Origin of the sequence: Leptothrix cholodnii SP-6 (genome assembly GCF_000019785.1) — a bacterium.
GTDB classification, from domain to species: domain Bacteria; phylum Pseudomonadota; class Gammaproteobacteria; order Burkholderiales; family Burkholderiaceae_C; genus Sphaerotilus; species Sphaerotilus cholodnii.
In genome coordinates this window covers 4,498,563-4,523,583 of the sequence record NC_010524.1, presented here as the reverse complement: position 1 = coordinate 4,523,583, position 25,021 = coordinate 4,498,563, and the positions used below count along the sequence as shown (strand labels likewise).

Here is a 25,021-nt window from a genome sequence, read left to right as displayed (position 1 = left end):
CGGCCCGCCGCAAGCACACCTCATGCACCCTCTTCATCCAGTCGACGTCACACAGCCACTTGCGGATTCCGGCGGAATCGATGCGCGAGCGCCGCTGTCCGCAGACGAGAACGTGCTGGCCTCGTTCCAGGTTGACCTGGATGCCCGGATGCACTTCGGTACCGGGCAGCTGGTGCTGGGCAGCCGCTCGCTGCACGCCCGCGAGGCGGGCGATGCCGGCTGGCGCAGCTTCACGCTGCGTCCGGGACTGGCGCTGCGGCTGAGCGATCACGCCGGCGTCGGCCAGCTCGAGCTGCACGACGACGCGGCGTTGCTGGCGGTCTGGCGCTACACGCTCGGCCTGCAGGTGCAGGCGGTGCGGCTGGTCGAGCAGTTCGAGCGGCAGATCGCGTCGCTCGATCACCGGCACACGCCGGCGCCGGCCGAAGACACGGCGACCTGCCCGATCTGCTCGTCGCCGATGCCCGAGGACAGCGAGGAGTGCCCGGTCTGCGCCCGCGAGCTGCAGACGCCGCCGTCGACCTGGGTGCTGCTGCGCCTGGGCCGCTTCGCCAAGCCCTACCGCTGGCAGCTGATCATCGGTTTCATGCTGACGCTGGCGTCGACCGCCGCCACGCTGGTGCCGCCCTACCTGACCATCCCGCTGATGGACAACGTGCTGATCCCGTTCCAGAACGGCCAGCGCATCGACCCCGGCTACGTGATGCTGCTGCTGTCGGGCCTGCTGGGCTCGGCGCTGCTGGCCTGGAGCCTGGGCTGGGCGCGCACCTGGCTGCTGGCGCTGGTGTCCGAGCGCATCGCCGCCGACCTGCGCACCAGCGCCTTCGAGCACCTGCTGACGCTGTCGCTCGACTACTTCGGCGCCAAGCGCACCGGCGACCTGATGGCGCGCATCGGCTCCGAGACCGACCGCATCTCGGTCTTCCTGTCGCTGCACGCGCTCGACTTCATCACCGACGTGCTGATGCTGGCGATGACCGCGACCATCCTGTTCTCGGTCAACCCCTGGCTGGCGCTGGTCACGCTGCTGCCGCTGCCCTTCATCGGCTGGATGATCCACGTCGTGCGCGACCGCCTGCGCCACGGCTTCGAGAAGATCGACCGGGTCTGGGGCGACGTCACCAACGTGCTGGCCGACACCATCCCCGGCATCCGCGTCGTCAAGGCGTTTGCCCAGGAAGGCCGCGAGGCCCGGCGCTTTCGCGACGCCAACCAGCAGAACCTGGCCGTCAACGACAAGCTGAACAAGACCTGGAGCCTGTTCAGCCCGACCGTGTCGCTGCTGACCGACATCGGCCTGCTGGTGGTCTGGGCCTTCGGCATCTGGCAGGTCAGCCGCGGCGAGATCACGGTCGGCGTGCTGACCGCCTTCATCGCCTACATCGGCCGCTTCTACGGCCGGCTCGACTCGATGAGCCGCATCGTCTCGGTGACGCAGAAGGCGGCCTCGGGCGCCAAGCGCATCTTCGACATCCTCGACCACGTCTCGAACGTGCCCGAGCCCACCCAGCCGGTGCCGATCGGCGCGCTGCAGGGCCGCGTGACGATGGAATCGGTCGGCTTCCGCTACGGCAACCGGGCGGTGATCCGTGGCCTCGACCTCGAGATCCGGCCCGGCGAGATGATCGGCCTGGTCGGCCACAGCGGCTCGGGCAAGAGCACGCTGGTGAACCTGATCTGCCGCTTCTACGACGTCAGCGACGGCGCCATCCGCGTCGATGGCGTCGACATCCGCCGCTTCGCGGTGGCCGACTACCGCCGTCACATCGGCCTGGTGCTGCAGGAGCCGTTCCTGTTCTTCGGCACCATCGCCGAGAACATCGCCTACGGCCGCCCTGACGCGAGCCGGGCCGAGATCGTCGCCGCGGCGCGCGCCGCGCACGCGCACGAGTTCATCCTGCGGCTGCCGCTGGGCTACGACTCGCTGGTCGGCGAACGCGGCCAGGGCCTGTCGGGGGGCGAGCGCCAGCGCATCTCGATCGCGCGCGCGCTGCTGATCGACCCGCGCGTGCTGATCCTCGACGAGGCCACCTCGTCGGTCGACACCGAGACCGAAAAAGAGATCCAGAAGGCGCTCGACAACCTGGTGCAGGGCCGCACCACCATCGCCATCGCGCACCGGCTGTCGACCCTGCGCAAGGCCGACCGGCTGGTCGTGATGGAGCGCGGCCGGGTGGTCGAGGTCGGGCCGCACGACGAACTGATGGCCCGCCAGGGTGCGTACTGGCGGCTCTACGAAGCACAGGCGCGGCGGGTCGACGACGATGGTGACGACCGCGAGACCGTGCCCGCACCCACCCATGCGGCCCACCCGGCCGGCCAGGACTGAGGGCCCGCGATGACGAATCCGCCGACATCCCGGGAGCCCGCGACGGGCGCCCCTGACTTCCTGCTCAGCCGCAACGCGCAGGGGCGACTGGTCTACACCGACGCTGCCGGCACCGTGCACACCGGCGTCGTGCCGGTGCGGGCTTTCCCGCTCGTCGCGCCGGGCGAGGGCCTGTCGCTGGTCAGTGCCGATGGTCACGAGCTGGCCTGGTTCGAGCGCATCGACGAGCTCGGCCCGGCGCAGCGCCAGCTGATCGAGGCCGAACTGGCGGCACGCGAGTTCATGCCGGTCATCCGCCGGGTGGTCTCGGTTTCGACTTTTTCCACTCCGAGCACCTGGGAGGTTGAAACCGACCGCGGCGTCACCACCTTGGTCCTCAAGGTGGAAGAAGACATCCGGCGCCTGCCGGGTGGCGCGCTGCTGATCGGCAGTGCGCACGGCGTCCAGTTTCTGGTCCGGGACATGCCGGCTCTCGATCGCGGTTCGCGTCGATTGCTGGAGCGTTTCCTGTAACGGGGAGGGCTGCCGCCGGATTTTTTCCACACGTTGCGCGCTCACGACTGTGCAAACCGGTTCAACCTTGCATCAGCAGTGAGCGTCAACTTCATTTATTGTGTCGATCGGTTCGTCATCGAACCTTTCCTGCACGCCGCGATCATTCAACCCGCGTCCGAAGTCCATCCATGAGCAAAGATTCTGTCAAGACCTCCATCGACACCGATGGCCTGCGCTACCTCAGCAAGACGCCCGGTTCACCCTTCGGCTCCGCCGGCACGCACTCGGCCGCGACGATGTCGTGTTTCCTGTGCGGCAAGCACCGCGCCCGCTCGCAACTGAAGACCCGCAAGCTGCTCGGCAAGTCGCAGCTGGTCTGCGCACCGACCTGCACCGAACTCGAAGAGCAGCTGCGCAGCGCGGGCTGATCCGCTCCCGCTCGCCGCCCCGCCTGACCCGGCCCGCGCCCTGCGGGTTCAGGGCGTGCGGGGCGTCGGTGCGACCTGCGGCGCCCGCGTGACACGGGTTCTGCCACCACTGGTCACCAGGATCACGGCGTCGCCCGCGGCCAGGGATTCGGTGCCCTTCGCCTGCACCATCGACCGGCGCTCGCCGTTCGGCAGTTGCAGCAGGATCTCGACCGCCTCTTCGCGCGTGCCGAAGCGCTCCATCGTGTTGCCGATCACCGCGCCGGCCACCGCGCCGATCACCGCCACCGCCGCGCCTTCGCGCCGGCCGCCCACCGATCCGCCGGCAATGCCGCCGACGACCCCGCCAGCGACCGCGCCGGCGCCGCTCTGCTGGCCCTCCACCACCACCGGCCTGACACTCAGGACCACCGCGTCCTGCACGGTCGACAGCCGCTGCGCATCGCGCGGCTGCACGACGTCGGGGCTGGTGGTGCTGCAGGCGGCGAGCGCGAGCGCGGTGGCAAGGGCAATCAGGCGGGATTTCATGGTCGAACCCCCTCCGGGGTGATGCGGGCGTGTCTCATCCTAACGTCGCAGCACCGGGTGTCCGTTGACCCTGATCGCCGCTGCGCATCGCGGCCATGCACGGCTGCGGCGCCGTACACCTGCGATTCAGCCGTGCAGGCGACTGTGGCGCGGCACGCAGGCGAGCAGGAACTCCATCTGGTCGACCACGATCCGGCGCCCGCGCAGGATCATGTCCTCGTGCAGGTTCGGCACGTAGGGCAGGTAGAGCAGCTCCATGCGGGTTTCTTCCAGCAGGCGGTTGCCCTTGCGGCCGTTGCAGCTGCGACAGGCCGTGATGCAGTTCATCCAGCTGTCGACGCCGCCGCGCGAGGTCGGCACGATGTGCTCGCGTGTCAGGTCGTCGGGCGGGAACACGCCGCCGCAGTAGGCGCAGACGTGGCGGTCGCGCACGAACAGCTTGATGTTCGACAGCGCCGGCGCCTGTCGCCAGGCGCGTGAGGGCACGGCGCCACGCACCGCGATGATCGGGTGCAGTTCGATGCGCGACTGCAGGCCGCTGACGCGCTGGATACCGCCGCGCAGAACCATGCACGGCTCTCCCAGCGTCCACGCGACGGCGTCGCTGGCATACAGAGTGGCCGCTTCCTTCGGCGTGATCCACGCCTGGGGTCGACCCGAAACATCGAGTTGAAGCACGTCCATGGCAGTTCCCATGCCTAGCATAGATCATGCGAGCCTGAGCCCTCAAGGTGTCATTTTCGTGACCCTTGTGGGTACAAGGCTCATATCTGACTAGGGGTCGGACTCTAGAAAAAGACGATCGCCAGGACTTGTGACTTGCGACAAGTCGGACAAAATAGCACGATCGTTCGATCAATCGGAACTTCGTGACCTCCACCAGCCTTGAGCAGCGCAAATCCCGCGCCGGCGCCCGTTCCGCCCAGAAGGGCCAGCAGACCCGCGCCTCGATCCTGGATGCCGCCTTGGCCCTGTCGTCGCAGAAAGGGCTCGAAGGCCTGTCGATCGGCGCGCTGGCCGAGGTCACGGGCATGAGCAAGTCGGGCGTGTTCGCCCATTTCGGCTCGCGCGAGGAGCTGCAGATCTCGGTGATCCGCGAGTATCACAACCGCTTCGAAGAAGAGATCTTCTACCCCGCCATCCGCGAGCCGCGTGGCCTGGGCCGGCTGGTGGCGATGTTCGACCGCTGGATCCGGCGCGTCACGGTCGAGATCGACTCGGGCTGCATCTACATCAGCGGCGCGGTCGAGTTCGACGACCGGCCCGGACCGGTGCGCGACGCGCTGGCCGACATGGTCCGCACCTGGCACGCCGCGCTGCACCGGGCGATCGAGATCGCCCGCGAGGTCGGCGATCTGCGCCCCGATACCGATGCCCGGCAGATGGCGTTCGAGATGCACGGCCTGATCCTCGCCCTGCACCACGATGCCCGCTTCCTGCGCGAGCCCGGTGCGGTCGAACGGGCGCGCCGCGGCTTCGAGCACATGCTCGCGCGCTATGCCGTCGCCCCCGCGGACGGCTCGCGCTGAGCGCGGCGCAGCGCCACTTTTCCGATCCTTTCACCGTTACGCAGGCGCGCCGACGCGCCGCCCCACGTTCAGGAGACGACATGCCCCAGTACACCCCGCCGTTGCGCGACATGCAGTTCGTGCTGCACGAGCTGATCGACGTCACCACCGCCTTCAAGGCCATGCCGGCGCACGCCGAGGTCGACGTCGACACCGTCAACGCGGTGCTGGAGGAGGGCGGCAAGTTCGCCGCCGGCGTGGTGTTCCCGCTCAACCAGAGCGGCGATGCCGAAGGCTGCACGCGCGACCCGGCGACCCACGCCGTGCGTGCGCCGGCGGGCTACAAGCAGGCCTATGCGCAATATGTCGAAGGCGGCTGGGCCTCGCTGAGCTGCGATCCGGCCTACGGCGGCCAGGGCCTGCCGCAGGTCGTGAACCAGTGTTTCTACGAGATGCTCAACAGCGCCAACCAGGCCTGGACGATGTATCCCGGCCTGTCGCACGGCGCCTACGAGGCGCTGCACGCCCACGGCACCCCCGAGCAGCAGGCCACCTACCTGCCGCGCCTGACCAGCGGCGAATGGACCGGCAGCATGTGCCTGACCGAGCCGCACTGCGGCACCGACCTCGGCCTGCTGCGCACCAAGGCGGAGCCGCTGGCTGACGGCAGCTACGCGATCACCGGCAACAAGATCTTCATCTCGGCCGGCGAACACGACCTGGCCGCCAACATCGTGCACCTGGTGCTGGCCCGCCTGCCCGGCGCGCCCGAAGGCAGCAAGGGCATCTCGCTGTTCGTGGTGCCCAAGTTCAACGTCAACGCCGACGGCAGCCTGGGCGCGCGCAACGGCATCTGGTGCGGCGGCCTCGAACACAAGATGGGCATCCACGGCAACGCCACCGCGCAACTGGTGCTCGACGGCGCCGTGGGCACCCTGGTCGGCGAGCCTCACAAGGGCCTGGCGGCGATGTTCGTGATGATGAACGCGGCCCGCCTGGGCGTGGGCATGCAGAGCCTGGGCCTCACCGAGGTGGCCTACCAGAACGCCGTCGCCTACGCGAAGGACCGCATCCAGATGCGCGCGCTGACCGGGCCGAAGGCGCTCGACAAGCCGGCCGATCCGATCATCGTGCACCCCGACGTGCGCAAGATGCTGCTGACCGCGCGCGCCTACGCCGAAGGCGGCCGCGCCCTGTGCGTGCACACCGCGCTGATGCTCGACCAGGAGCTGAGCCACCCCGACGAGGCCGTGCGCCGCGCCAGCGCCGACGAGGTGGCGCTGTTGACGCCGATCGTCAAGGCCTTCCTGACCGACAACGGCTGGATCGCCACCTCGCACTGCCTGCAGGTGTTCGGCGGCCACGGCTACATCCGCGAATGGGGCATGGAGCAGTACGTGCGCGACGCCCGCATCAACATGATCTACGAGGGCACCAACACCATCCAGTCGCTCGACCTGCTGGGCCGCAAGGTGCTGGCCGACAACGGTCGCAAGCTCAAGGCTTTCGGCCGGCGCGTGGCCGATCTGATCGACGAGGAAGGCGTGCGCGAGGACATGCAGGAGTTCATCAACCCGCTCGCTGATCTCGGCGACAAGGTCAACAAGCTGACCACCGAACTCGGTTTCAAGGCGATGGGCAACGCCGACGAGGTGGGCGGCGCGGCGGTCGATTACCTGCGCGTGGTCGGCCACCTGGTGTTCGCCTATTTCTGGGCCCGCATGGCCCGGATTGCGCTCGATCAACAGGGCAGCGGCGATCCGTTCTACACCGCCAAGCTGCACACCGCGCGTTTCTACTTCGCCAAGCTGCTGCCCGAGACCGCCAGCCTGATCCGCACCGCCCGCGCCGGCGTCGCGCCGCTGATGGCGATGGACGAGTCGATGTTCTGAAGCCGTCGCTCGTCAACCCGACCCACATTCCAGGAGACCGTATGAATCGATTCATCGTCCGCAAGGTCGCCGTGCTGGGCGCCGGCGTGATGGGCGCGCAGATTGCCGCCCACTTGGTCAACGTCAAGGTGCCGGTGGTGCTGTTCGACCTGCCGGCCAAGGAGGGCCCGAAGTCGGGCATCGCGCTGAAGGCGATCGCCAACCTGGCCAAGCTCAAGCCCGCGCCGCTGGGCGTGGCCGAGGACGCCGCGCGCATCCAGCCGGCCAACTACGAGGAGCACCTCGACCTGCTGAAGGAGTGCGACCTGGTGATCGAGGCGATCGCCGAACGCATGGACTGGAAGCTCGCGCTCTACGAGCGCATCGCCGCCCACCTGGCGCCGCACGCGATCGTGGCGTCCAACACCTCGGGCCTGTCGATCACCAAGCTGAGCGACGCGCTGCCGGCGGCGATCCGGCCGCGTTTCTGCGGCATCCACTTCTTCAACCCGCCGCGCTACATGGCATTGGTCGAGCTGATTCCGACGCCCGACACGCAGGCGGCGGTGCTCAACCAGCTCGAGACCTTCGTCACCCGCACGCTCGGCAAGGGCGTGGTGCGGGCCAAGGACACGCCCAACTTCGTCGCCAACCGGGTCGGCGTGGCCGGCATGCTGGCCGTGATGCACGAGGCTGACAAGTTTGGCCTGAGCTACGACGTGGTCGACGACCTGACCGGCAAGAAGCTCGGCCGCGCCAGCAGCGGCACCTTCCGCACCGCCGACGTGGTGGGGCTGGACACGATGGCACATGTCATCAAGACGCTGCAGGACAACCTGGGCCACGACAAGACCGACGACCCGTTCTACGCCAGCTACGCCACGCCGCCGGTGCTGGCCGCGCTGATCGCCCAGGGCGCTCTGGGCCAGAAGACCGGCGCGGGCTTCTACAAGAAGGTCGGCAAGGAAATCCTGCGTCTCGACCCGGCCAAGGGCGAATACGTGGCGGGCGGCGGCAAGGCCGACCCGATCATCGAGCGCATCCTCAAGAAGCCGGCCGCCGAGCGGCTCAAGCTGCTGCGTGAATCGAGCAACCCGCAGGCGCAATTCCTGTGGGCGATCCTGCGCGACGGTTTCCATTACGCCGCGGTGCACCTGGCCGAGATCGCCGACAACGCGCGCGAGGTCGACTTCGCGATGCGCTGGGGCTTCGGCATGAAGCAGGGCCCGTTCGAGCTCTGGCAGGAGGCCGGCTGGCTGCAGGTGGCGCAGTGGATCAAGGACGACATCGACGCCGGCCGGGCGCTGTGCCGCGCGCCGCTGCCGGCCTGGGTGTTCGACAGCGCGGTGGCCATGCACGGCGGCGTGCACACGCCCGACGGGTCCTGGTCCGCGGCGGCCGGTTGTTTCGAGCCGCGTTCGACCTTGCCGGTCTACGCCCGCCAGCATTTCCCCGAAAACGTCCTGGGCGCCGGTGCCCCCGACCCGCTGCAAAGCGGCACCGAGGTGTACCGCAACGACGAGCTGCGGGTCTGGACGCTCGACGGCGAGGTGCTGATCGCCAGCATCACCGCCAAGCTGCACCTGATCAGCCCGACCGTGACCGAAGGGCTGCTGAAAGCGGTGGAACTGGCCGAGGCGCGTTACCAGGGCCTGGTGATCTGGTCGCCGGACGACGTGTTCTCGGCCGGCGCGAATCTCGAATCGCTGATGCCGGTGTTCATGAAGCTCGGCGCCAAAGGCATCGCGCCCGAGGAGAAGAAGCTGCAGGACCTGATGCTGCGCATCCGCTACGCGGCGGTGCCGGTGGTCTCGGCCATGCGCGGCATCGCGCTGGGCGGCGGCTGCGAGCTGGCGGTGCACTCGGCGCTGCGGGTGGCGGCGATGGAGACCTACGTCGGCCTGGTCGAGGTCGGCGTCGGCCTGCTGCCGGGCGGCGGCGGGCTGACCTACATCGCGCGCCGCGCGGCCGAGAAGGCGGCCGGCGCACCGGGCAGCGATCTGCTCGCCTTCCTTAAGGACGGCTTCCAGGCCGCCGCGATGGCGACTGTCGGCACCAGCGCGCTGGAGTCGCGCAAGCTCGGTTACCTGTTGGACAGCGACGTGATCGTTGCGCACAAGGACGAGCTGCTGCACGTCGCCATCGGCCAGGTCAAGGCGCTGACCGATGCGGGCTACCGAGCGCCGCCCAAGGCGCTGTTCCCGGTGGCGGGCCGTTCGGGCCTGGCGACGATCAAGGCCAGCCTGGTCGGCATGCGCGACGGCGGCTTCGTCAGCGCGCACGACTTCCACATCGCCAGCCTGATCGCCGAGGTGGTCTGTGGCGGCGATGTCGACGGCGGCTCGCTGGTCACCGAGGACTACCTGATGGCGCTCGAGCGCAAGCACTTCTGCGCCCTGCTGGCGCACCCGAAAACGCAAGAGCGGATCATGGGCATGCTGTCGACCGGCAAGCCGGTTCGCAACTGAGCGGAGCACACGAGATGAGCAAACAGATTCAAGACGCCTACATCGTCGCCGCCAGCCGCACGCCGATCGGCCGTTCGCACCGCGGTTTCTTCCGCAGCACCCGGCCGGACGACCTGCTCGTAGCCGCCTTGCGCGGCGCTCTGGCGCAGGTGCCGACGCTCGATCCGAAGGCGATCGAGGACGCCATCATCGGCTGCGCGATGCCCGAAGGCCCGCAGGGCCTGAACGTGGCGCGGGTGGCGGCGTTGCTGGCCGGGCTGCCCAACAGCGTCGGCGGCATCACGGTCAACCGCTTCTGCGCCTCGGGCCTGAGCGCGATCCAGATGGCGGCCGACCGCATCCGCGTCGGCGAGGCCGAGGTCATGATCGCCGGCGGCTGCGAGAGCATGAGCATGGTGCCGATGAGCGGCAACATGCCGTCGTTCAACCCGGCGATCTTCGAGCGCGACGAGAACGTCGGCATCGCCTACGGCATGGGCCTGACCGCCGAGAAGGTGGCCAACCAGTGGAAGGTCGGCCGCGAGGCGCAGGACGCCTTTGCGCTGGCCTCGCACCAGAAGGCGCTGAAGGCGCAGGCGGCGGGTGATTTCGGCGCCGAGATCACGCCGGTCGACGTGATCGAGCGCACGCCCGACCTCGCCACCGGCGAGGTGCGCACGCGCAGCCGCACGGTCAGCCTCGACGAGGGGCCGCGCGCCGACACCTCGATCGACGGCCTGGCCAAGCTGCGCACGGTGTTCGCGGCCAAGGGCAGCGTCACCGCCGGCAACAGCTCGCAGACCAGCGACGGCGCCGGTGCGCTGATCCTGGCCAGCGAGCGCGCGGTGCGGCAGTACAACCTGCAGCCGCTGGCGCGTTTCGTCAGCTTTGCCAGCCGCGGCGTGCCGCCCGAGATCATGGGCATCGGTCCGATCGAGGCCATCCCGGCGGCGCTGCGCAGCGCAGGGCTCAGCCTGTCGGCGATCGACTGGATCGAGCTCAACGAGGCGTTTGCGGCGCAGTCGCTGGCGGTGATCCAGGGCGTCGGGCTCGACCCGGCCAAGGTCAACCCGATGGGCGGCGCGATCGCGCTCGGCCACCCGCTCGGCGCCACCGGCGCGATCCGCGCCGCCACCGTGGTGCACGCGCTGCGCCGCCACAACCTGAAATACGGCATGTTGACGATGTGCGTGGGCACGGGGCAGGGCGCGGCGGGCATCTTCGAACGCGTCTGACGCTCGGTTCGACCGGCCGCCGTAACCCTTGCGGGTGCGGCGGCTTCTTTTTGGTCGTCAGCAAAGCGTGACAAACTCCCGTCCCGAAATGGAGAATTCATGAGCATCAAGACCGCCCTGCTCGATGGCGTCTTCACGATCGAGATCGCCCGGCCCGAGAAGAAGAACGCGCTGACGATGGCGATGTACGGCGAGCTGGCGCAGGCCTTCGCGGCCGCCCGCGACGACGCCGCGGTGCGCGCGGTGCTGCTCACCGGCCAGCCCGGCATCTTCACCTCGGGCAACGACCTCGACGACTTCATGCAGGCGCCGCCGCGCGACATGAACTCGCCGGTGTTCCGGTTCATGCACGCGCTGGTCGATTGCGACAAGCCGGTGATCGCCGCCGTCACGGGTGCGGCGATCGGCATCGGGACGACGCTGCTGCTGCACTGCGACTTCGTCTACGTCTGTGACGAGGCCCGCCTGGCGATGCCTTTCGTCGGCCTCGGCCTGGTGCCGGAGTTCGCGTCGAGCCTGCTGGTGCCTCAGTTGCTGGGCCACGTCAAGGCGGCCGAGAAGCTGCTGCTTGGCGATCCGTTCACGGGCGCCGAGGCGGTCGAGTTCGGCATCGCCAATGCGGTGCTGCCGACCAGCGAGGTGGTCAACCACGCGCGCCGCGTGGCGCTGCGTTTCAACGGCCTGCCGCCCGGCGCGGTGCGCGACAGCAAGCGGCTGATGCGCGCCGGCAGCGCCGATGCGGTGCGGGCCACGATCGCCTCCGAAGCCGCGATCTTCGGCGACCGGCTGCGCAGCCCCGAGGCGCAGGAGGCCTTCCAGGCCTTCTTCCAGAAACGCAAGCCGGATTTCTCGCGCTTTTCCTGAGCGCCTGAACACCGCACCGAGCCCTTCAACGCCCAAGCTGCCGTGTCGACGCTCCCGCCTCCCGGACCCCCGCGTGCACCGCCGTCGACGCCCGAGCCGACGTCGGCGGCCGCCTTGGCCGGCGCCCGGCTGTTGCTGGCGCCGCTGCTGTGGTGGCAGGGCCGGCAGTTGCGCCGGGCGACGCCGCGCCTGCCCGAGCCGCCCGGCCCGCGCCAGGGCAAGGCCGGCGTCGGGTTCTCGCGTCTGCGCATCCTGGTGGTGGGGGATTCGGCGGCCGCCGGTGTCGGGGTCGACGAGCAGGCGCAGGCGCTGGCGCCCTTGCTGGCCCATGCGCTGGCGCGCCAGCTGTCGTCCGGGCCGATGGGCCTGACCAGCGTGAGCTGGCAGGTGGTGGCGCGCACGGGGGTGTCGTCGCGCAGCGCGCTGGCGATGCTGGCGGCCACCCGGCTCGAGCCGGCCGACGTGCTGGTGACGGTGCTGGGCACCCACGACGTGCTCGAGCAGGTCCATCCGGCCCAGTGGCTGCACAACCTCGACGCCGTGCGCAGCCACGCCAAGCACCGCGCCAAGGTGCGCTACACGGTGCATTGCGCGCCGCCGCGTATGGACCTGATGCCGATGCTGCCGCAGCCGCTGCGCTGGGTGCTCGGTGCCAGTGCCGCGCGGCTCGATTCGGCCTTGGGCAACCACGTGCGCCACGCCCATCGGCGCAGCCGTTTCGTGCTGCCGTTCGACCCGGCGCACGAAGACCCGGCGCAGTGGCTGGCGGCCGATCGCTTCCATCCGAATGCCGCGCTCTACCTGCGCTGGGCCGAGGCGCTGGCCGCGCACATCGAGTTCGACCTGATGCAGAACCCGTCACGTGGCGCGGTGCTGCCGGGCGGCTTCGCACCCAGCGTCTTCGCGCGGCTCGACAACGAGCCCAGCGGCTTCAGCCAGTTCGGCTCATTGCGCTGAGGTGTCGGGCGCGGCCGGTCTGACGATGGTGCGCGGCCGGCCTTCGAGGTCGATCGCCACGTAGGTCAGGTTGGCTTCGGTCACCTTGACGAACTGCGGGTCGGCCGGCTTGCGCTCGGCATAGACTTCCACGTGCACCGTCACCGAGGTGTTGCCGATGCGGGTGGCGGTGGCGTAGAAGCTCAGCAGGTCGCCGACCGAGACCGGTTGCTTGAAAATGAACTGGTTGACCGCCACGGTCGCGACCCTGCCGCGCGCGATGCGCACCGGCAGCACCGCACCGGCGAGATCGACCTGGGCCATGATCCAGCCGCCGAAGATGTCGCCGTTGGGGTTGGCATCGGCCGGCATCGGCATGACCCGCAGCACCAGCTCGCGCTGATGGGATCCCGGGGCGCCGCCCAGCGTGGGCGGAAAGTCGTTCGCGGGGCCCTCGGCCCGGTCGGGTGCAGTCATGGGTCATCAACCTCCAGTTTTTCCATTCTTTCACGATGCGCCGCGCCCACTCCGTCGAACCCGCCCCCCAGTCGCCGCCCGGCACCCCGCGCAGCGACTGGTTCACCATCCGGCGCCTGGCGCCCTACCTGTGGCGCTACCGCTGGCGGGTCGGTTTTGCGCTGACTTTCCTGGTCGCCGCCAAGCTGGCCAACGTCGGCGTGCCGGTGCTGCTCAAGCAGCTGGTCGACGGGCTGGCGATTCCCGCCGGCGATCCGCGCGCGCTGCTGGTCGTGCCGGTCGGCCTGCTGGTGGCCTACGCCGGCCTGCGGCTGATGACGACGGTGTTCACCGAACTGCGCGAGCTGGTGTTCGCCAAGGCCACGCACGGCGCGGCACGGCAGATCGCGCTGGAGACCTTCCGCCACCTGCACGCCCTGAGCCTGCGTTTCCACCTCGAGCGCCAGACCGGCGGCATGACACGCGACATCGAGCGTGGCACGCGCGCGCTGCAGTCGCTGGTGAGCTATTCGCTGTTCACGATCGTGCCCACGCTGGTCGAGCTGGTGCTGGTGCTGGTGTTGCTGGGCAGCCAGTTCGACATGGGTTTCGTCTGGATCACGCTGGCCGCGCTGGTGGCCTACGCGGTCTTCACGATCACCGTCACCGAGTGGCGCACGCAGTACCGCCGGCACATGAACGAGCTCGATTCGAAGGCGCACAGCCGGGCGATCGACGCGCTGCTGAACTACGAGACGGTCAAGTACTTCAACAACGAGGACTTCGAGGCCCGGCGCTACGACGAGGGGCTCGACGCCTTCCGGCGCGCGCAGCTCAAGTCGCAGGGCACGCTGTCGCTGCTCAACACCGGCCAGCAGTTCATCATCGCCGCCAGCCTGGTGGCGATGCTCTGGCGCGCCACCGACGGCGTGGTCGAGCAGCGCCTGACGCTGGGCGACTTCGTGATGGTCAACGCGCTGCTGATCCAGCTCTACATCCCGCTGAACTTCCTGGGCGTGCTGTACCGCGAGGTCAAGCAGAGCCTGACCGACCTCGACAAGATGTTCAACCTGCTCGAGCGCGAACGCGAGGTCGCCGACGCGCCCGATGCCCATGTGCTGCAGGTGGCCGACGCCACGGTGCGCTTCGAGCACGTCGACTTCAGCTACGACCCGCGCCGGCAGATCCTGCATGACGTCAGCTTCGAGATCCCGGCCGGCAGGACGGTGGCGGTGGTGGGCGCGTCGGGTTCGGGCAAGAGCACGCTGGCGCGGCTGCTGTACCGTTTCTACGACGTGGGCGGCGGGGGCATCTCGGTCGACGGCCAGGACCTGCGGACGCTGACGCAGGACAGCCTGCGCCGCGCCATCGGCATCGTGCCGCAGGACACCGTGCTGTTCAACGACAGCATCGGCTACAACATCGGCTACGGCCGCGCCGGCGCCAGCCAGGCCGAGATCGAGGCGGCGGCGCGCGCGGCGCACATCCACGACTTCATCGTGGCGCAGCCGCAGGGTTACGACACGGTGGTCGGCGAGCGCGGTCTGAAGCTCTCGGGTGGCGAGAAACAGCGCGTGGCGATCGCCCGCACGCTGCTGAAGAACCCGCCGATCCTGATCTTCGACGAGGCCACCTCGGCGCTCGATTCGGCCAACGAACGCGCCATCCAGGCCGAGCTGTCGAGCGCGGCGCGTGGCAAGACCGCGCTGGTGATCGCGCACCGGCTCAGCACGGTGGTCGATGCGCACCAGATCGTCGTGCTCGATCACGGCCGGGTGATCGAGCGTGGCACCCACCTGCAACTGCTGGCGCTGCAGGGTGCCTACGCGCGCATGTGGCGGCTGCAGCAGAGCAGCCAGTCCAGGGCGGCGTCGCAGGACGGGGCCGAGGGAGAGCCCGTAGCAGCGGCGCTCTGAGCCGCCGCTAAACTGGTTCGGGTGGAAACCAAATGGCTTGAAGACTTCGTCAGCCTGGCCGAGACGCGCAGCTTCTCGCGCTCGGCCCAGCTGCGACATGTCACCCAACCGGCGTTCTCGCGCCGCATCCAGGCGCTCGAGGCCTGGGCCGGCATCGATCTGGTCGATCGCTCGTCCTACCCGACCCGCCTGACGCCGGCCGGCCAGACGCTGCTGCCGCAGGCGGTCGAGGTGCTCGGTTCGCTGCAGGCGGCGCGCAACCTGATGCGCAGCCACCAGAACTCGGCGCAGGACATGATCGAGTTCGCGGTGCCGCATTCGCTCGCGTTCAGCTTCTTCCCGCACTGGGTGATGGAGCTGCGTCAGCGCTTCGGCGCCTTCAAGAGCCGGCTGATCGGCATGAACGTGCACGACGCCGTGATGCAGCTGACCGAAGGCAGCTGCGACCTGCTGCTGGCCTATCACCACGCCTCTCAGCCGCTGCAGCTCAACCCCGAGCGCTACGAGATGCTCACGCTCGGCAGCGAGACGCTGGCGCCCTACGCGCGCGCCGATGCCGACGGCGAGCCGCTGTTCCGCCTGCCCGGCCACACGCACGAGCGGGTGCCGTATCTGGCCTACGCGTCGGGCGCCTATCTGGGCCGCATGGTCGACCTGCTGCTCAAGCAGGCCAACCAGGCGCTCTACCTCGACCCGATCTACGAGACCGACATGGCCGAAGGCCTGAAGGCGATGGCGCTCGAGGGCCACGGCCTGGCGTTCCTGCCCGTCAGCTCGGTCAAGAAGGAATTGCGCGCCCGCCGCCTGGTGCCGGCGGCGCCGCGTCAAAGCGGTGCACCGGCTTTCGAGGTGACCATCGAGGTGCGGCTCTACCGCGAGCGGCCCGAATACGCCCGCCAGGCCAAGCCGGCGGCGCAGGCGCTGTGGGCGTTTCTCTGCCAGGGCAAGGCCCTGGTGGCCGCGCCGGCCTGAGCGCCACCAGGCCGATTCGGCCGGTCGAGCCGAATGGCCGGCTGCCGGTGGGCACGCGTCGTGCTCCTGGTACGGGCACGTCTCAGGGTTTCCCGGGGGCAGTCAGGCCTTGCCAGGGGCGAGGCAGGCCGACGCCGGTGCCTAGAATCGTTTCACCGGGTGAACTCTCACCGTCACTATTTCTCGTTGGAGCTTTCATGAAGAAGACACTGCTGGTTTTCGCCGCCCTGATGGCCATGGGTGCGGCCCAGGCGCAATCGGACACCCTCAAGAAGATCAAGGACAGCGCCAGCGTCACGATGGGCGTGCGCGAATCGTCGGGTGCGCTGTCGCTCACGCTGGGTGACGGCAAGTACGTCGGCTACCACGTCGAGCTGTGCCAGCGTGCCCTGGCCGACGTGCAGAAGCTGCTGGGCCTGCCCAAGCTCGACATCAAGTACCAGGCGGTGACCTCGCAGAACCGCATCCCGCTGGTGCAGAACGGCACCGTCGACATCGAGTGCGGCTCGACCACCAACAATGCCGCGCGCCAGAAGGACGTGTCCTTCGCCGTCACCACCTACGTCGAGGAAGTGCGCATCGCGGTCAAGGGCAGCTCGGGCATCACCTCGATCGCCCAGCTGGGCGGCAAGAGCGTGGCCACCACCACCGGCACGACCTCGGTGCAGCTGCTGCGCAAGCACGAGCGCGCCAATGGTGTCAACTTCAACGAGGTGTTCGGCAAGGACCACGCCGACAGCTTCCTGCTGCTCGAATCGGGCCGTGCCGATGCCTTCGTGATGGACGGCCAGATCCTGGCCGGCAACATCGCCAAGAGCAAGGCGCCGGCCGATTTCAAGATCGTCGGCGAGGTGCTGTCGGTCGAGCCGATCGCGATCATGATGCGCAAGGATGACCCGGCTTTCAAGAAAGCCATCGACGCCAGCCTGACCGCGATGATGAAGTCCGGCGAGATCGCCAAGATCTACGACAAGTGGTTCATGCAGCCGATCCCGCCGTCGAATACGCGCGTGGGCCTGCCGGTGTCGGACGCCACCAAGGCGGCCTGGACCAACCCCAACGACAAGCCCGCCGAGGACTACGCCAAGAAGTGATTCCGGCTGACCGCAGCGTTTGAGAGCGCGGCCCGTGCGGGCCGCGTTTCACGAGGAGAACTCCATTGGCTACCTGGGATTGGCAGGTTTTCTGCAAGAGCACCATCGAGGGCGAGGTGGTCGCGGGCTGCTTGGGCAGCGGCGGCGACATCACCTACCTCGACTGGCTGCTGTCGGCCTGGGGCTGGACGCTGTCGGTGGCGGTGCTGGCGCTGATCGTCGCGCTGGCGGTCGGCTCGCTGATGGGCATCTTCCGCACCACGCCCAGCCGCGCACTGGTGGCACTGGGCAACAGCTGGACCGAGCTGTTCCGCAACATCCCGCTGCTGGTGCAGATCTTCCTCTGGTACCACGTGCTGCCGCAGATCTTCCCGTCGCTGCAGGCCATACCGAGCTTCATCCTGGTGGTCGTCGGGCTGGGATTCTTCACCTCGGCGCGGGTCTCCGAGCAGGTCAAGGCCGGCATCCAGACCCTGCCCAAGGGCCAGCGCTACGCCGGCCTGGCGATGGGCCTGACCTTGCCCCAGACCTACCGCTACGTGCTGCTGCCGATGGCATTTCGCATCGTCATCCCGCCGCTGACCAGCGAGAGCATGAACATCATCAAGAACTCCTCGGTGGCGTTCGCGGTGTCGGTCACCGAACTGACGATGTTCGCCATGCAGGCGCAGGAAGAAACCTCGCGCGGCGTCGAGATCTACCTGGCGGTGACGGCGCTGTACTTCATCTCGGCCTTCTTCATCAACCGGGTCGCGCTGTTCATCGAGCACCGCGTGCAGGTGCCCGGCATGCTGGGAGGCGGCAAATGAATCTGGATTTCAGTTTCCTGAACTGGGACATCGTCGCCAGCTTCATCGCCAAGGGCTTCATCTTCTCGATCCAGCTCACGCTGGTGGCGATGATCGGCGGCATCCTGCTGGGCACCCTGCTGGCGCTGATGCGGCTGTCGGGCAAGCCGTGGCTGGTGCTGCCGTCGGCGGCCTACGTCAACACCATGCGCAGCGTGCCGCTGGTGATGGTGATCCTGTGGTTCTTCCTGCTGATCCCGCTGCTGATCGGCCGGCCCATGGGCGCCGAACTGTCGGCCATCGTCACCTTCACGCTGTTCGAGGCGGCCTACTACTCCGAGATCATGCGCGCGGGCATCCAGAGCGTGCCGCGTGGCCAGGTGCACGCGGGCTACGCGGTGGGCATGACCTATCGCCAGACCATGCAACTGGTGGTGCTGCCGCAGGCCTTCCGCAACATGCTGCCGGTGCTGCTGACGCAGACCATCATCCTGTTCCAGGACACCAGCCTGGTCTACGCCATCGGCGCCTACGACCTGCTCAAGGGCTTCGAGGTCGCGGGCAAGAACTTCAACCGGCCGGTCGAGACCTACCTGGTCGCCGCCGTCGTCTACTTCGTGATCTGCTTTGGCCTGTCGATGCTCGTGCGTCGGCTGCAGAAGAAGATCGCCATCATCCGCTGAGAGGACTCCGCCGTGATCCAGATCCAGAACATCTCCAAGTGGTACGGCAGCTTCCAGGTGCTGACCGACTGCACCACCTCGATCCAGAAGGGCGAGGTCGTGGTGGTCTGCGGCCCGTCGGGCTCGGGCAAGAGCACGCTGATCAAGACCGTCAACGCGCTCGAACCGATCCAGAAAGGCGACATCGTCGTCAACGGCACCAGCATCACCGACCCCAAGACCGACCTGCCCAAGCTGCGCAGCCACGTCGGCATGGTGTTCCAGCACTTCGAGCTGTTCCCGCACCTGTCGGTGACCGAGAACCTGACGATCGCGCAGGTCAAGGTGCTCGGGCGCAGCCAGGACGACGCCATCGCGCGCGGCCTGAAGATGCTCGACCGCGTCGGGCTGAGCGCACACAAGGATAAGTTCCCCGGCCAGCTCTCGGGCGGCCAGCAGCAGCGCGTGGCGATCGCGCGCGCGCTGAGCATGGACCCGATCGTGATGCTGTTCGACGAGCCGACCTCGGCGCTCGACCCCGAGATGGTGGGCGAAGTGCTCGACGTGATGGTCAAGCTGGCGCAGGAAGGCATGACGATGATGGTGGTCACGCACGAGATGGGCTTTGCCAAGAAGGTCAGCCACCGGGTGATCTTCATGGACGCGGGCAAGATCGTCGAGGACTGCAGGAAGGACGAGTTCTTCGGCAATCCGGAGGCGAGGTCGCCGCGGGCGAAGGACTTCTTGTCGAAGATCCTGAGTCATTGACGGGCAGGCCCTGAGGGCGATGGCGCGCGACAATCTCGCGCCATGACGACCACACTCACCCTCATCCGCCCCGACGACTGGCACCTGCACGTGCGCGACGGCGCCGCCCTGGCGGCGGTCGTGCCGCACACCGCGCGCCAGTTCGCCCGCGCGATCATCATGCCCAACCTGCGCCCGCCGGTGACCACCGCGGCGCAGGCCGTGGCCTACCGCGAGCGCATCGCCGCGGCGGTGCCGGCCGGCGTCGACTTCACGCCGCTGATGACGCTCTACCTGACCGACAACACGCCGGCCGACGAGATCGTGCGCGCCCAGGCGGCCGGCGTGGTGGCGCTCAAGCTGTATCCGGCCGGCGCCACCACCAACAGCGACGCCGGCGTGACCGACGTGCGCAAGACCTACGCCGCGCTCGAGGCCATGCAGCGCGCCGGCATGCCGCTGCTGGTGCACGGCGAGGTCACCGATCCGGCGGTCGACGTGTTCGACCGCGAGGCGGTTTTCATCGACCAGGTCATGCGGCCGTTGCGGCGCGATTTCCCCGAGCTGAAGGTGGTGTTCGAGCACATCACGACCCAGGAAGCGGCCGACTACGTGGCCGAGGCCGACGCCCACACCGCCGCCACCATCACCGCGCACCACCTGCTCTACAACCGCAACGCCATCTTCACCGGCGGCCTGCGCCCGCACTACTACTGCCTGCCGGTGCTCAAGCGCGAGGTGCACCGCCTGGCGCTGGTCAAGGCGGCGACCTCGGGCAGCAGCAAGTTCTTTCTGGGCACCGACAGCGCGCCGCACCCGGCGCACCTGAAGGAACACGCCGCTGCCTGCGCGGGCTGCTACACCGCGCTGAGCGCGATCGAGCTGTACGCGCAGGCCTTCGACGACGCCGGCGCGCTCGACAAGCTGGAGGGTTTCGCCAGCCTGCACGGCCCCGACTTCTACGGCCTGCCGCGCAACAGCGGCACGCTGACGCTGCGCCGCGAGCCGTGGCAGCTGCCCGAGACGCTGGCGTTCGGTGATGCCCAGCTCAAGCCGCTGTGCGGCGGCGAGACGCTCGACTGGCGGCTGCTGGCCTGAGCCGTGGCCGGTGCCGCCTAGCGGCGCCGGTCGATCCAGAACATCTCCCTGGCAGATCGGTGGCCGCCGGTGTAGGCTGCGCTCGCCTGAGTCAATCGTGACTTTGTGCACGAATACCAAAAAGGAGATGTTCATGCGATCACCTGTCAAAGTCAGTCTGCTGGCGGCCTTCGGCGCCCTGTCGCTCGCGTCCTGCTCGCAGATGCAATCGGCCGTGCAGCCCAGCAACCCGACCACGTTCTTCGTCACCAGCGTCGGCAACGGCAACGGTGCCAACTTCGGTGGCCTGGCCGGTGCCGATCGCCATTGCCAGACGCTGGCCGCTGCCGTGGGCGCCGGCCAGCGCACCTGGCGCGCCTATCTCAGCACCAACGACATGGGTGGCGCGGCGCCGGTGCACGCCCGTGACCGCATCGGCAAGGGGCCGTGGACCAATGCCCGAGGCGTGGTGGTGGCACAGAACGTCGACGAACTGCATGGCAACAACAACCTGACCAAGCAGACCGCGATCACCGAGAAGGGCGAGGTGGTCAAGGGCCGTGGCGACACGCCCAACGAACACGACGTGCTGACCGGCTCGACCCCCGACGGCCGGGCCGCCCCGCAGACGTGCAGCAACTGGACTTCCGGTGGCGAGGGCGCGGCCATCGTGGGCCACCATGACCGCATCGGCCTGAACACCTCGCCGCCGATGCTGTCGTGGAACTCGTCGCACCCGACACGTGGCTGCAGTCATGAAGCGCTGAAGGCCACCGGCGGCGCCGGCCTGCTGTACTGCTTCGCGGCCGACTGAGGGTGCGCGGCCGAGGGGGACGGGGCCGGCGGGAACTTGTCGGCCCGGCTCGGCACCAAGGCCACGCGGGCGGCTGCCTGGCGCGCTGCCCTTGAATAGCCGCGGTGCGGGCCTCACATCAGACGAGCGGTGGATGTCCGAGGCCCGAGCCGAGGCGCGCCGCACCCTGACAACAACCGCCTCCCCGAGGACCCATGAAACGCATCGCGCTGTTCCTGATCACCAACCTGGCCGTGATGGCCGTGCTGGGCATCACCGCCAGCCTGCTGGGCTTCAACCGCTACTACGCCGCCACCGGGCTTGATCTGGGCGCCTTGCTCGGTTTCGCGATGGTGATGGGCTTCGGCGGCGCCTTCATCTCGCTGCTGATGAGCAAGCCGATGGCCAAGTGGAGCACCGGTGCGGTCGTCATCAACGACTCGCCCGAGCCGATGCACCGCTGGCTGGTCGACACGGTGGCGCGCTTCTCCAAGCGTGCCGGGATCGAGATGCCCGAGGTCGCGCTCTACGAGGGCGAGCCCAACGCCTTTGCCACCGGCGCGTTCAAGAACTCGGCGCTGGTCGCGGTGTCGACCGGTCTGCTGCAGAGCATGAGCCGCGACGAGGTCGAGGCGGTGATCGGCCACGAGGTGGCGCACGTCGCCAACGGCGACATGGTGACGATGACGCTGATCCAGGGCGTGATGAACACCTTCGTGGTGTTCCTGTCGCGTGCGATCGGCTACTTCATCGACCGGGTGGTGCTCAAGAACGACCGTGAAGGCCCCGGCATCGGCTACATGGTGACCACCGTGGTGCTCGACCTGCTGCTCGGCCTGGTCGCCGCGATGATCGTGGCCTGGTTCTCGCGCCAGCGCGAGTTCCGCGCCGACGCCGGTGCGGCCCAGCTGATGGGCAGCCGCGTGCCGATGCAGCGCGCGCTGGCGCGCCTGGGCGGCATCGACCCCGGCGAGCTGCCGCAGAGCGTGGCGACGATGGGCATCAACGGCCGGCCCAGCGGCATCATGGCGCTGTTCTCCAGCCACCCGCCGATCGAGGACCGCATCCGCGCGCTGCAGCAATCTGCCTGATCGACGCGCGCTCAAGGAAACGCCGGGCCGCCCCAGGTTTCCTTGACCCCCTCGGGGGCGGATGGGGTATCCGCCATCCTGGGGGCCTATCAGTACCTGCCGGTGACTCCGGCCACGCGCAGGTAGATGTAGGCGCACCAGGCCACGATCGCGCGCCGGCTCAGGCGCACCCAGCCGAGTTCGCGCAGCTCGGCGTGCTGCACCTCGCGGCTGGACGCGAAGGCCTGTTCGAGGTCGGCCGCCAGTTCGCGGTTGAAGCCCTCGTCCTGCACCACCAGGTTGGCCTCCAGGTTCAGCAGCAGCGACAGCGGGTCGATGTTGGAGCTGCCGACGGTGCACCACTGCCGGTCGACCAGCATCACCTTGGCGTGCAGGAAGGCCGGCGTGTACTCGTGGATCTGCACGCCGTGCTGCATCAGCTCCTGGTACAGCACGCGGGCGGCCAGCGCGGCCAGCCGGTAGTCGACCTTGCCCTGCAGCAGCAGCCGCACCTGGACACCCCGCTCGGCCGCGTCGCGCAGTGCACGACGGAAGTCGGCGCCCGGATAGAAATAGGGCGTGACCAGCCAGATGCGCTCGCGCGCCCGGCGCATCGCCTCGATGTGGGCGCGTTCGATGGTGCGGCGCTGGCGCAGGTTGTCGCGCACCACCAGCGCGGCGGCCACCGGCGTCAGCGCGGGTTCGTCGGGCGCGGCGCGGCGCGGCATGCGCAGCTGGCGCAGCAGCCGGCGCAGCTCGTGCAGCGGCTGGCGCGCCGACAGCAGCACGCGCAGCTCCTGGCGCCAGTCACGGCCGTACCAGGCGCGTGACCACATTGCCCGCGCTACCTGCTCCACCGCCGTCACCAGCGGGCCGCGCAGCTGCACGGCGTAATCGAGCCGCGGCGCGTCGGTGCGTCCGTGGCGCAGGTCGACGTGGTCGTCGATCAGGTTGATGCCGCCGATGAAAGCGATCTCGCCGTCGACCGTGCACAGCTTCATGTGCAGGCGGCGCAGCTGGCCGGGCTGCAGCCAGTGGGTCCAGCGCTCGATCGGGCGAAACACCGCCAGCGCCAGCCCGCCGGCCTTCAGGCGCTGCTCGAGTTCACGGCGGCAGTGCTTGGAGCCGAAGCCGTCCACCACCACCCGCACCTTGATGCCGCGCTGCGCGGCCTGGGCCAGCGCATCGGCAACCTCGAAGGCGAGCGCGTCGTTGTTGAAGATGTAGGAGGCGAGCCAGATCTCGCGCCGCGCACCGCGGATCGCCCGCAGCATGGCCGGAAACAGCTCGGTGCCGCCGCGCATCAGCGTCGCCTCGTTGCCACCGAGGAAGACCGGCCGCTGCACCAGGTACCAGGCGAGCCCCTGGCGCTGCTTGTCTGCCGCCCGGCGGGATGCGGCGCGTGCGGCTGTCGCGTCGTCGTGGCCCGCCGGCGGGGCGTCACCCTGGGGCGAGCCCGGTGTCATCACACCCGCTCCAGCTCCACCACCAGCGGCAGATGGTCGGACATGCGGGCCCAGGCGGCCCCGCGTGGCACGAAGGTGTCGGCGCAGCGCAGGCCGCGGGTGTAGACCCGGTCGAGCGCGAACAGCGGCATGCGCGACGGGAAGGTCAGCGGCCCGCGCCGCGCGTCCGGTGGCGCCGCGCGCTGCAGGCCGGCGGCGCCGATGATCGGGTCCAGCCGCTCGCCCCAGTCGTTGAAGTCGCCCGCCACCACCACCAGCGCGCCACGCGGGATCTTCGCGTCGATGTAGTCGCCCAGCCGCTCGGCCTGGCGCACCCGGCTGGCGTGGATCAGCCCGAAATGGGCCACGATGGTGTGCACCGTCACGCCGTGCCACTGCACCATCGTGTGCAGCAGGCCGCGCTGCTCGAAGCGGTGGTCGGAGACGTCGTGGTGGCCGACATCACCCAGCGGCCAGCGCGACAGCAGCGCGTTGCCGTGTTCGCCGCCGCGCGTGACGGCGTTGGTGCGGTAGGCACTCTCGTAGCCTTCGGGCGCCAGGAACTCGGCCTGGCCCTGCTTCGGCCAGCCGAAATGGGTGTGGTCGAAGCGGTTGGCGTCGCCGTGATGGAACAGCCGCACTTCCTGCAGGCAGACCAGGTCGGCGTCGAGCGCCTGCACGCCCATGCCGAGGTTGTGGATCTCGAGCCGCTTCTGCGGCCCCATGCCGCGCACGCCCTTGTGGATGTTGTAGGTGGCCACGCGCAGGCGCGAGCCGTCCTTGTCGGCGCGGGCGGGCGGCGGTGCGTGCAGCGCGCCCGCGGCTCGCCGCGAGGCCGATCGGATGTTCATGGCGCTTTCCTCAGACGCGGCAGTTGCAGGATGGCTTCGGCGTTGCTCGGCGAAAAACAGCGGTCGGCCGCCTCGCGCCACGGCAGCCAGACATGCTGCAGATGCTCGCGCGGGGCCAGCACCACCGGGGTGTCACGCGGCACCGTCAGGCCGAAGACGTGTTCGGTGTTGTGCGTCACGCCCGGCGCGTAACGGTGGCGCCAGACCGGGTAGATCTCGTAGACGTTGCGCAGGGCCCAGTCGACCAGCGCGTCGTCGGGCACGGCGGCGCTGCCGATCACGATGCCGGTTTCCTCGGCGACCTCGCGCCGGGCGGTCATCGCGGCAGGCTCGTCGAGGTGGTCCTTCGAGCCGGTCACGCTCTGCCAGAAACCGGGCTTGTCGGCCCGCTCGATCAGCAGCACGTCGAGCGCCGGGCTGTGGATCACGACCAGCACGGACTCGGGAATCTTGGGCGGGCGGGGGCTGTCGGTCATGCCTGCCAGCATAGCGGCAGGCCGTGCCGGCGG

Annotated in this window: 24 protein-coding genes; 18 read left to right on the top strand and 6 right to left on the bottom strand. The window is 69.0% G+C overall.

Going from position 1 to position 25,021, the window contains the following annotated elements; all coding sequences use genetic code 11:
• Positions 1 to 22: 22 nt before the first annotated feature.
• From LCHO_RS20120 to LCHO_RS20110, 3 genes are all read left to right on the top strand, one after another.
• Positions 23 to 2,329 (top strand): cyanophycin metabolism-associated ABC transporter, encoded by a 2,307-nt coding sequence (locus tag LCHO_RS20120; RefSeq protein ID WP_043705987.1) that lies wholly within the window; start codon positions 23 to 25, stop codon positions 2,327 to 2,329.
• A 9-nt stretch (positions 2,330 to 2,338) separates the two neighbouring features.
• Positions 2,339 to 2,842: a cyanophycin metabolism-associated DUF1854 family protein gene (locus LCHO_RS20115; RefSeq protein ID WP_012349034.1), complete on the top strand. Its 504-nt coding sequence runs from the start codon at positions 2,339 to 2,341 to the stop codon at positions 2,840 to 2,842.
• A 170-nt stretch (positions 2,843 to 3,012) separates the two neighbouring features.
• The gene (locus LCHO_RS20110) at positions 3,013 to 3,252 is read left to right on the top strand and encodes a hypothetical protein (protein WP_012349033.1); all 240 of its coding nucleotides are present in this window, start codon (positions 3,013 to 3,015) and stop codon (positions 3,250 to 3,252) included.
• A gap of 48 nt (positions 3,253 to 3,300) precedes the next feature.
• On the opposite strand, the gene LCHO_RS20105 is transcribed toward LCHO_RS20110, so the two are convergent.
• Together LCHO_RS20105 and LCHO_RS20100 are read right to left on the bottom strand one after the other, a co-directional pair.
• Positions 3,301 to 3,780 carry a glycine zipper 2TM domain-containing protein gene (locus tag LCHO_RS20105; protein WP_012349032.1) on the bottom strand — a complete coding sequence of 160 codons (480 nt, stop codon included), beginning with the start codon at positions 3,778 to 3,780 and terminating at the stop codon, positions 3,301 to 3,303.
• A 126-nt stretch (positions 3,781 to 3,906) separates the two neighbouring features.
• Positions 3,907 to 4,464 (bottom strand): HNH endonuclease, encoded by a 558-nt coding sequence (locus LCHO_RS20100; RefSeq protein ID WP_012349031.1) that lies wholly within the window; start codon positions 4,462 to 4,464, stop codon positions 3,907 to 3,909.
• 185 nt (positions 4,465 to 4,649) lie between these two features.
• On the opposite strand from LCHO_RS20100, the gene LCHO_RS20095 reads away from it, so the two are divergent.
• The 6 genes from LCHO_RS20095 (at position 4,650) to LCHO_RS20070 (ending at position 12,662) form a co-directional block, all read left to right on the top strand.
• Positions 4,650 to 5,309 (top strand): TetR/AcrR family transcriptional regulator, encoded by a 660-nt coding sequence (locus LCHO_RS20095; protein ID WP_012349030.1) that lies wholly within the window; start codon positions 4,650 to 4,652, stop codon positions 5,307 to 5,309.
• An 80-nt stretch (positions 5,310 to 5,389) separates the two neighbouring features.
• Complete coding sequence (locus tag LCHO_RS20090) at positions 5,390 to 7,180, top strand: acyl-CoA dehydrogenase C-terminal domain-containing protein (RefSeq protein ID WP_012349029.1); 1,791 nt, start codon at positions 5,390 to 5,392, stop codon at positions 7,178 to 7,180.
• Between the two features lie 41 nt (positions 7,181 to 7,221).
• Positions 7,222 to 9,627, top strand: a complete 2,406-nt coding sequence (locus LCHO_RS20085) for a 3-hydroxyacyl-CoA dehydrogenase/enoyl-CoA hydratase family protein (RefSeq protein WP_012349028.1) — start codon at positions 7,222 to 7,224, stop codon at positions 9,625 to 9,627.
• Positions 9,628 to 9,641: 14 nt separating this feature from the next.
• Positions 9,642 to 10,841 (top strand): acetyl-CoA C-acyltransferase, encoded by a 1,200-nt coding sequence (locus tag LCHO_RS20080; protein ID WP_012349027.1) that lies wholly within the window; start codon positions 9,642 to 9,644, stop codon positions 10,839 to 10,841.
• A gap of 99 nt (positions 10,842 to 10,940) precedes the next feature.
• Entirely contained in the window at positions 10,941 to 11,705 is a 765-nt protein-coding gene (locus tag LCHO_RS20075; RefSeq protein WP_012349026.1) for an enoyl-CoA hydratase, read from the top strand.
• Between the two features lie 42 nt (positions 11,706 to 11,747).
• Positions 11,748 to 12,662, top strand: a complete 915-nt coding sequence (locus LCHO_RS20070) for an SGNH/GDSL hydrolase family protein (RefSeq protein WP_083772776.1) — start codon at positions 11,748 to 11,750, stop codon at positions 12,660 to 12,662.
• Here LCHO_RS20070 and LCHO_RS20065 read toward each other — a convergent pair.
• A complete protein-coding gene (locus LCHO_RS20065; protein ID WP_223210573.1) occupies positions 12,651 to 13,019 on the bottom strand; it encodes an acyl-CoA thioesterase in 369 nt (122 codons plus the stop codon). The two genes, LCHO_RS20070 and LCHO_RS20065, sit on opposite strands and share 12 nt — an antisense overlap.
• 134 nt (positions 13,020 to 13,153) lie before the next feature.
• Here LCHO_RS20065 and LCHO_RS20060 point away from each other — a divergent pair, with 134 nt between their 5' ends.
• The 9 genes from LCHO_RS20060 to htpX all read left to right on the top strand — a co-directional run bounded on the left by LCHO_RS20060 (position 13,154) and on the right by htpX (position 22,237).
• The gene (locus LCHO_RS20060; protein WP_012349023.1) at positions 13,154 to 15,013 is read left to right on the top strand and encodes an ABCB family ABC transporter ATP-binding protein/permease; all 1,860 of its coding nucleotides are present in this window, start codon (positions 13,154 to 13,156) and stop codon (positions 15,011 to 15,013) included.
• A 21-nt stretch (positions 15,014 to 15,034) separates the two neighbouring features.
• Positions 15,035 to 15,985 carry a LysR substrate-binding domain-containing protein gene (locus LCHO_RS20055; protein ID WP_012349022.1) on the top strand — a complete coding sequence of 317 codons (951 nt, stop codon included), beginning with the start codon at positions 15,035 to 15,037 and terminating at the stop codon, positions 15,983 to 15,985.
• A 197-nt stretch (positions 15,986 to 16,182) separates the two neighbouring features.
• Complete coding sequence (locus LCHO_RS20050; protein WP_012349021.1) at positions 16,183 to 17,079, top strand: amino acid ABC transporter substrate-binding protein; 897 nt, start codon at positions 16,183 to 16,185, stop codon at positions 17,077 to 17,079.
• Between the two features lie 65 nt (positions 17,080 to 17,144).
• The gene (locus LCHO_RS20045; protein WP_012347708.1) at positions 17,145 to 17,888 is read left to right on the top strand and encodes an amino acid ABC transporter permease; all 744 of its coding nucleotides are present in this window, start codon (positions 17,145 to 17,147) and stop codon (positions 17,886 to 17,888) included.
• Entirely contained in the window at positions 17,885 to 18,550 is a 666-nt protein-coding gene (locus LCHO_RS20040; RefSeq protein ID WP_012347707.1) for an amino acid ABC transporter permease, read from the top strand. The genes LCHO_RS20045 and LCHO_RS20040 overlap by 4 nt, the downstream gene beginning before the upstream one ends.
• A gap of 12 nt (positions 18,551 to 18,562) precedes the next feature.
• Entirely contained in the window at positions 18,563 to 19,297 is a 735-nt protein-coding gene (locus tag LCHO_RS20035) for an amino acid ABC transporter ATP-binding protein (protein WP_012349020.1), read from the top strand.
• 42 nt (positions 19,298 to 19,339) lie between these two features.
• Positions 19,340 to 20,374: a dihydroorotase gene (gene pyrC / locus LCHO_RS20030; protein ID WP_012349019.1), complete on the top strand. Its 1,035-nt coding sequence runs from the start codon at positions 19,340 to 19,342 to the stop codon at positions 20,372 to 20,374.
• A 133-nt stretch (positions 20,375 to 20,507) separates the two neighbouring features.
• Positions 20,508 to 21,167 carry a hypothetical protein gene (locus LCHO_RS20025; RefSeq protein ID WP_012349018.1) on the top strand — a complete coding sequence of 220 codons (660 nt, stop codon included), beginning with the start codon at positions 20,508 to 20,510 and terminating at the stop codon, positions 21,165 to 21,167.
• A 194-nt stretch (positions 21,168 to 21,361) separates the two neighbouring features.
• Positions 21,362 to 22,237: a protease HtpX gene (gene htpX / locus LCHO_RS20020; RefSeq protein ID WP_012349017.1), complete on the top strand. Its 876-nt coding sequence runs from the start codon at positions 21,362 to 21,364 to the stop codon at positions 22,235 to 22,237.
• An 89-nt stretch (positions 22,238 to 22,326) separates the two neighbouring features.
• Here the strand turns inward: htpX and clsB are convergent, their stop codons facing one another.
• The 3 genes from clsB to nudB are packed head-to-tail and all read right to left on the bottom strand — an operon-like array spanning position 22,327 to position 24,988.
• Positions 22,327 to 23,682: a cardiolipin synthase ClsB gene (gene clsB, locus LCHO_RS20015; protein ID WP_012349016.1), complete on the bottom strand. Its 1,356-nt coding sequence runs from the start codon at positions 23,680 to 23,682 to the stop codon at positions 22,327 to 22,329.
• A complete protein-coding gene (locus LCHO_RS20010; RefSeq protein WP_012349015.1) occupies positions 23,682 to 24,512 on the bottom strand; it encodes an endonuclease/exonuclease/phosphatase family protein in 831 nt (276 codons plus the stop codon). Before LCHO_RS20010 ends, clsB begins: the two co-directional genes overlap by 1 nt.
• Positions 24,509 to 24,988, bottom strand: a complete 480-nt coding sequence (gene nudB / locus LCHO_RS20005) for a dihydroneopterin triphosphate diphosphatase (RefSeq protein ID WP_043705968.1) — start codon at positions 24,986 to 24,988, stop codon at positions 24,509 to 24,511. Before nudB ends, LCHO_RS20010 begins: the two co-directional genes overlap by 4 nt.
• Positions 24,989 to 25,021: the final 33 nt, after the last annotated feature.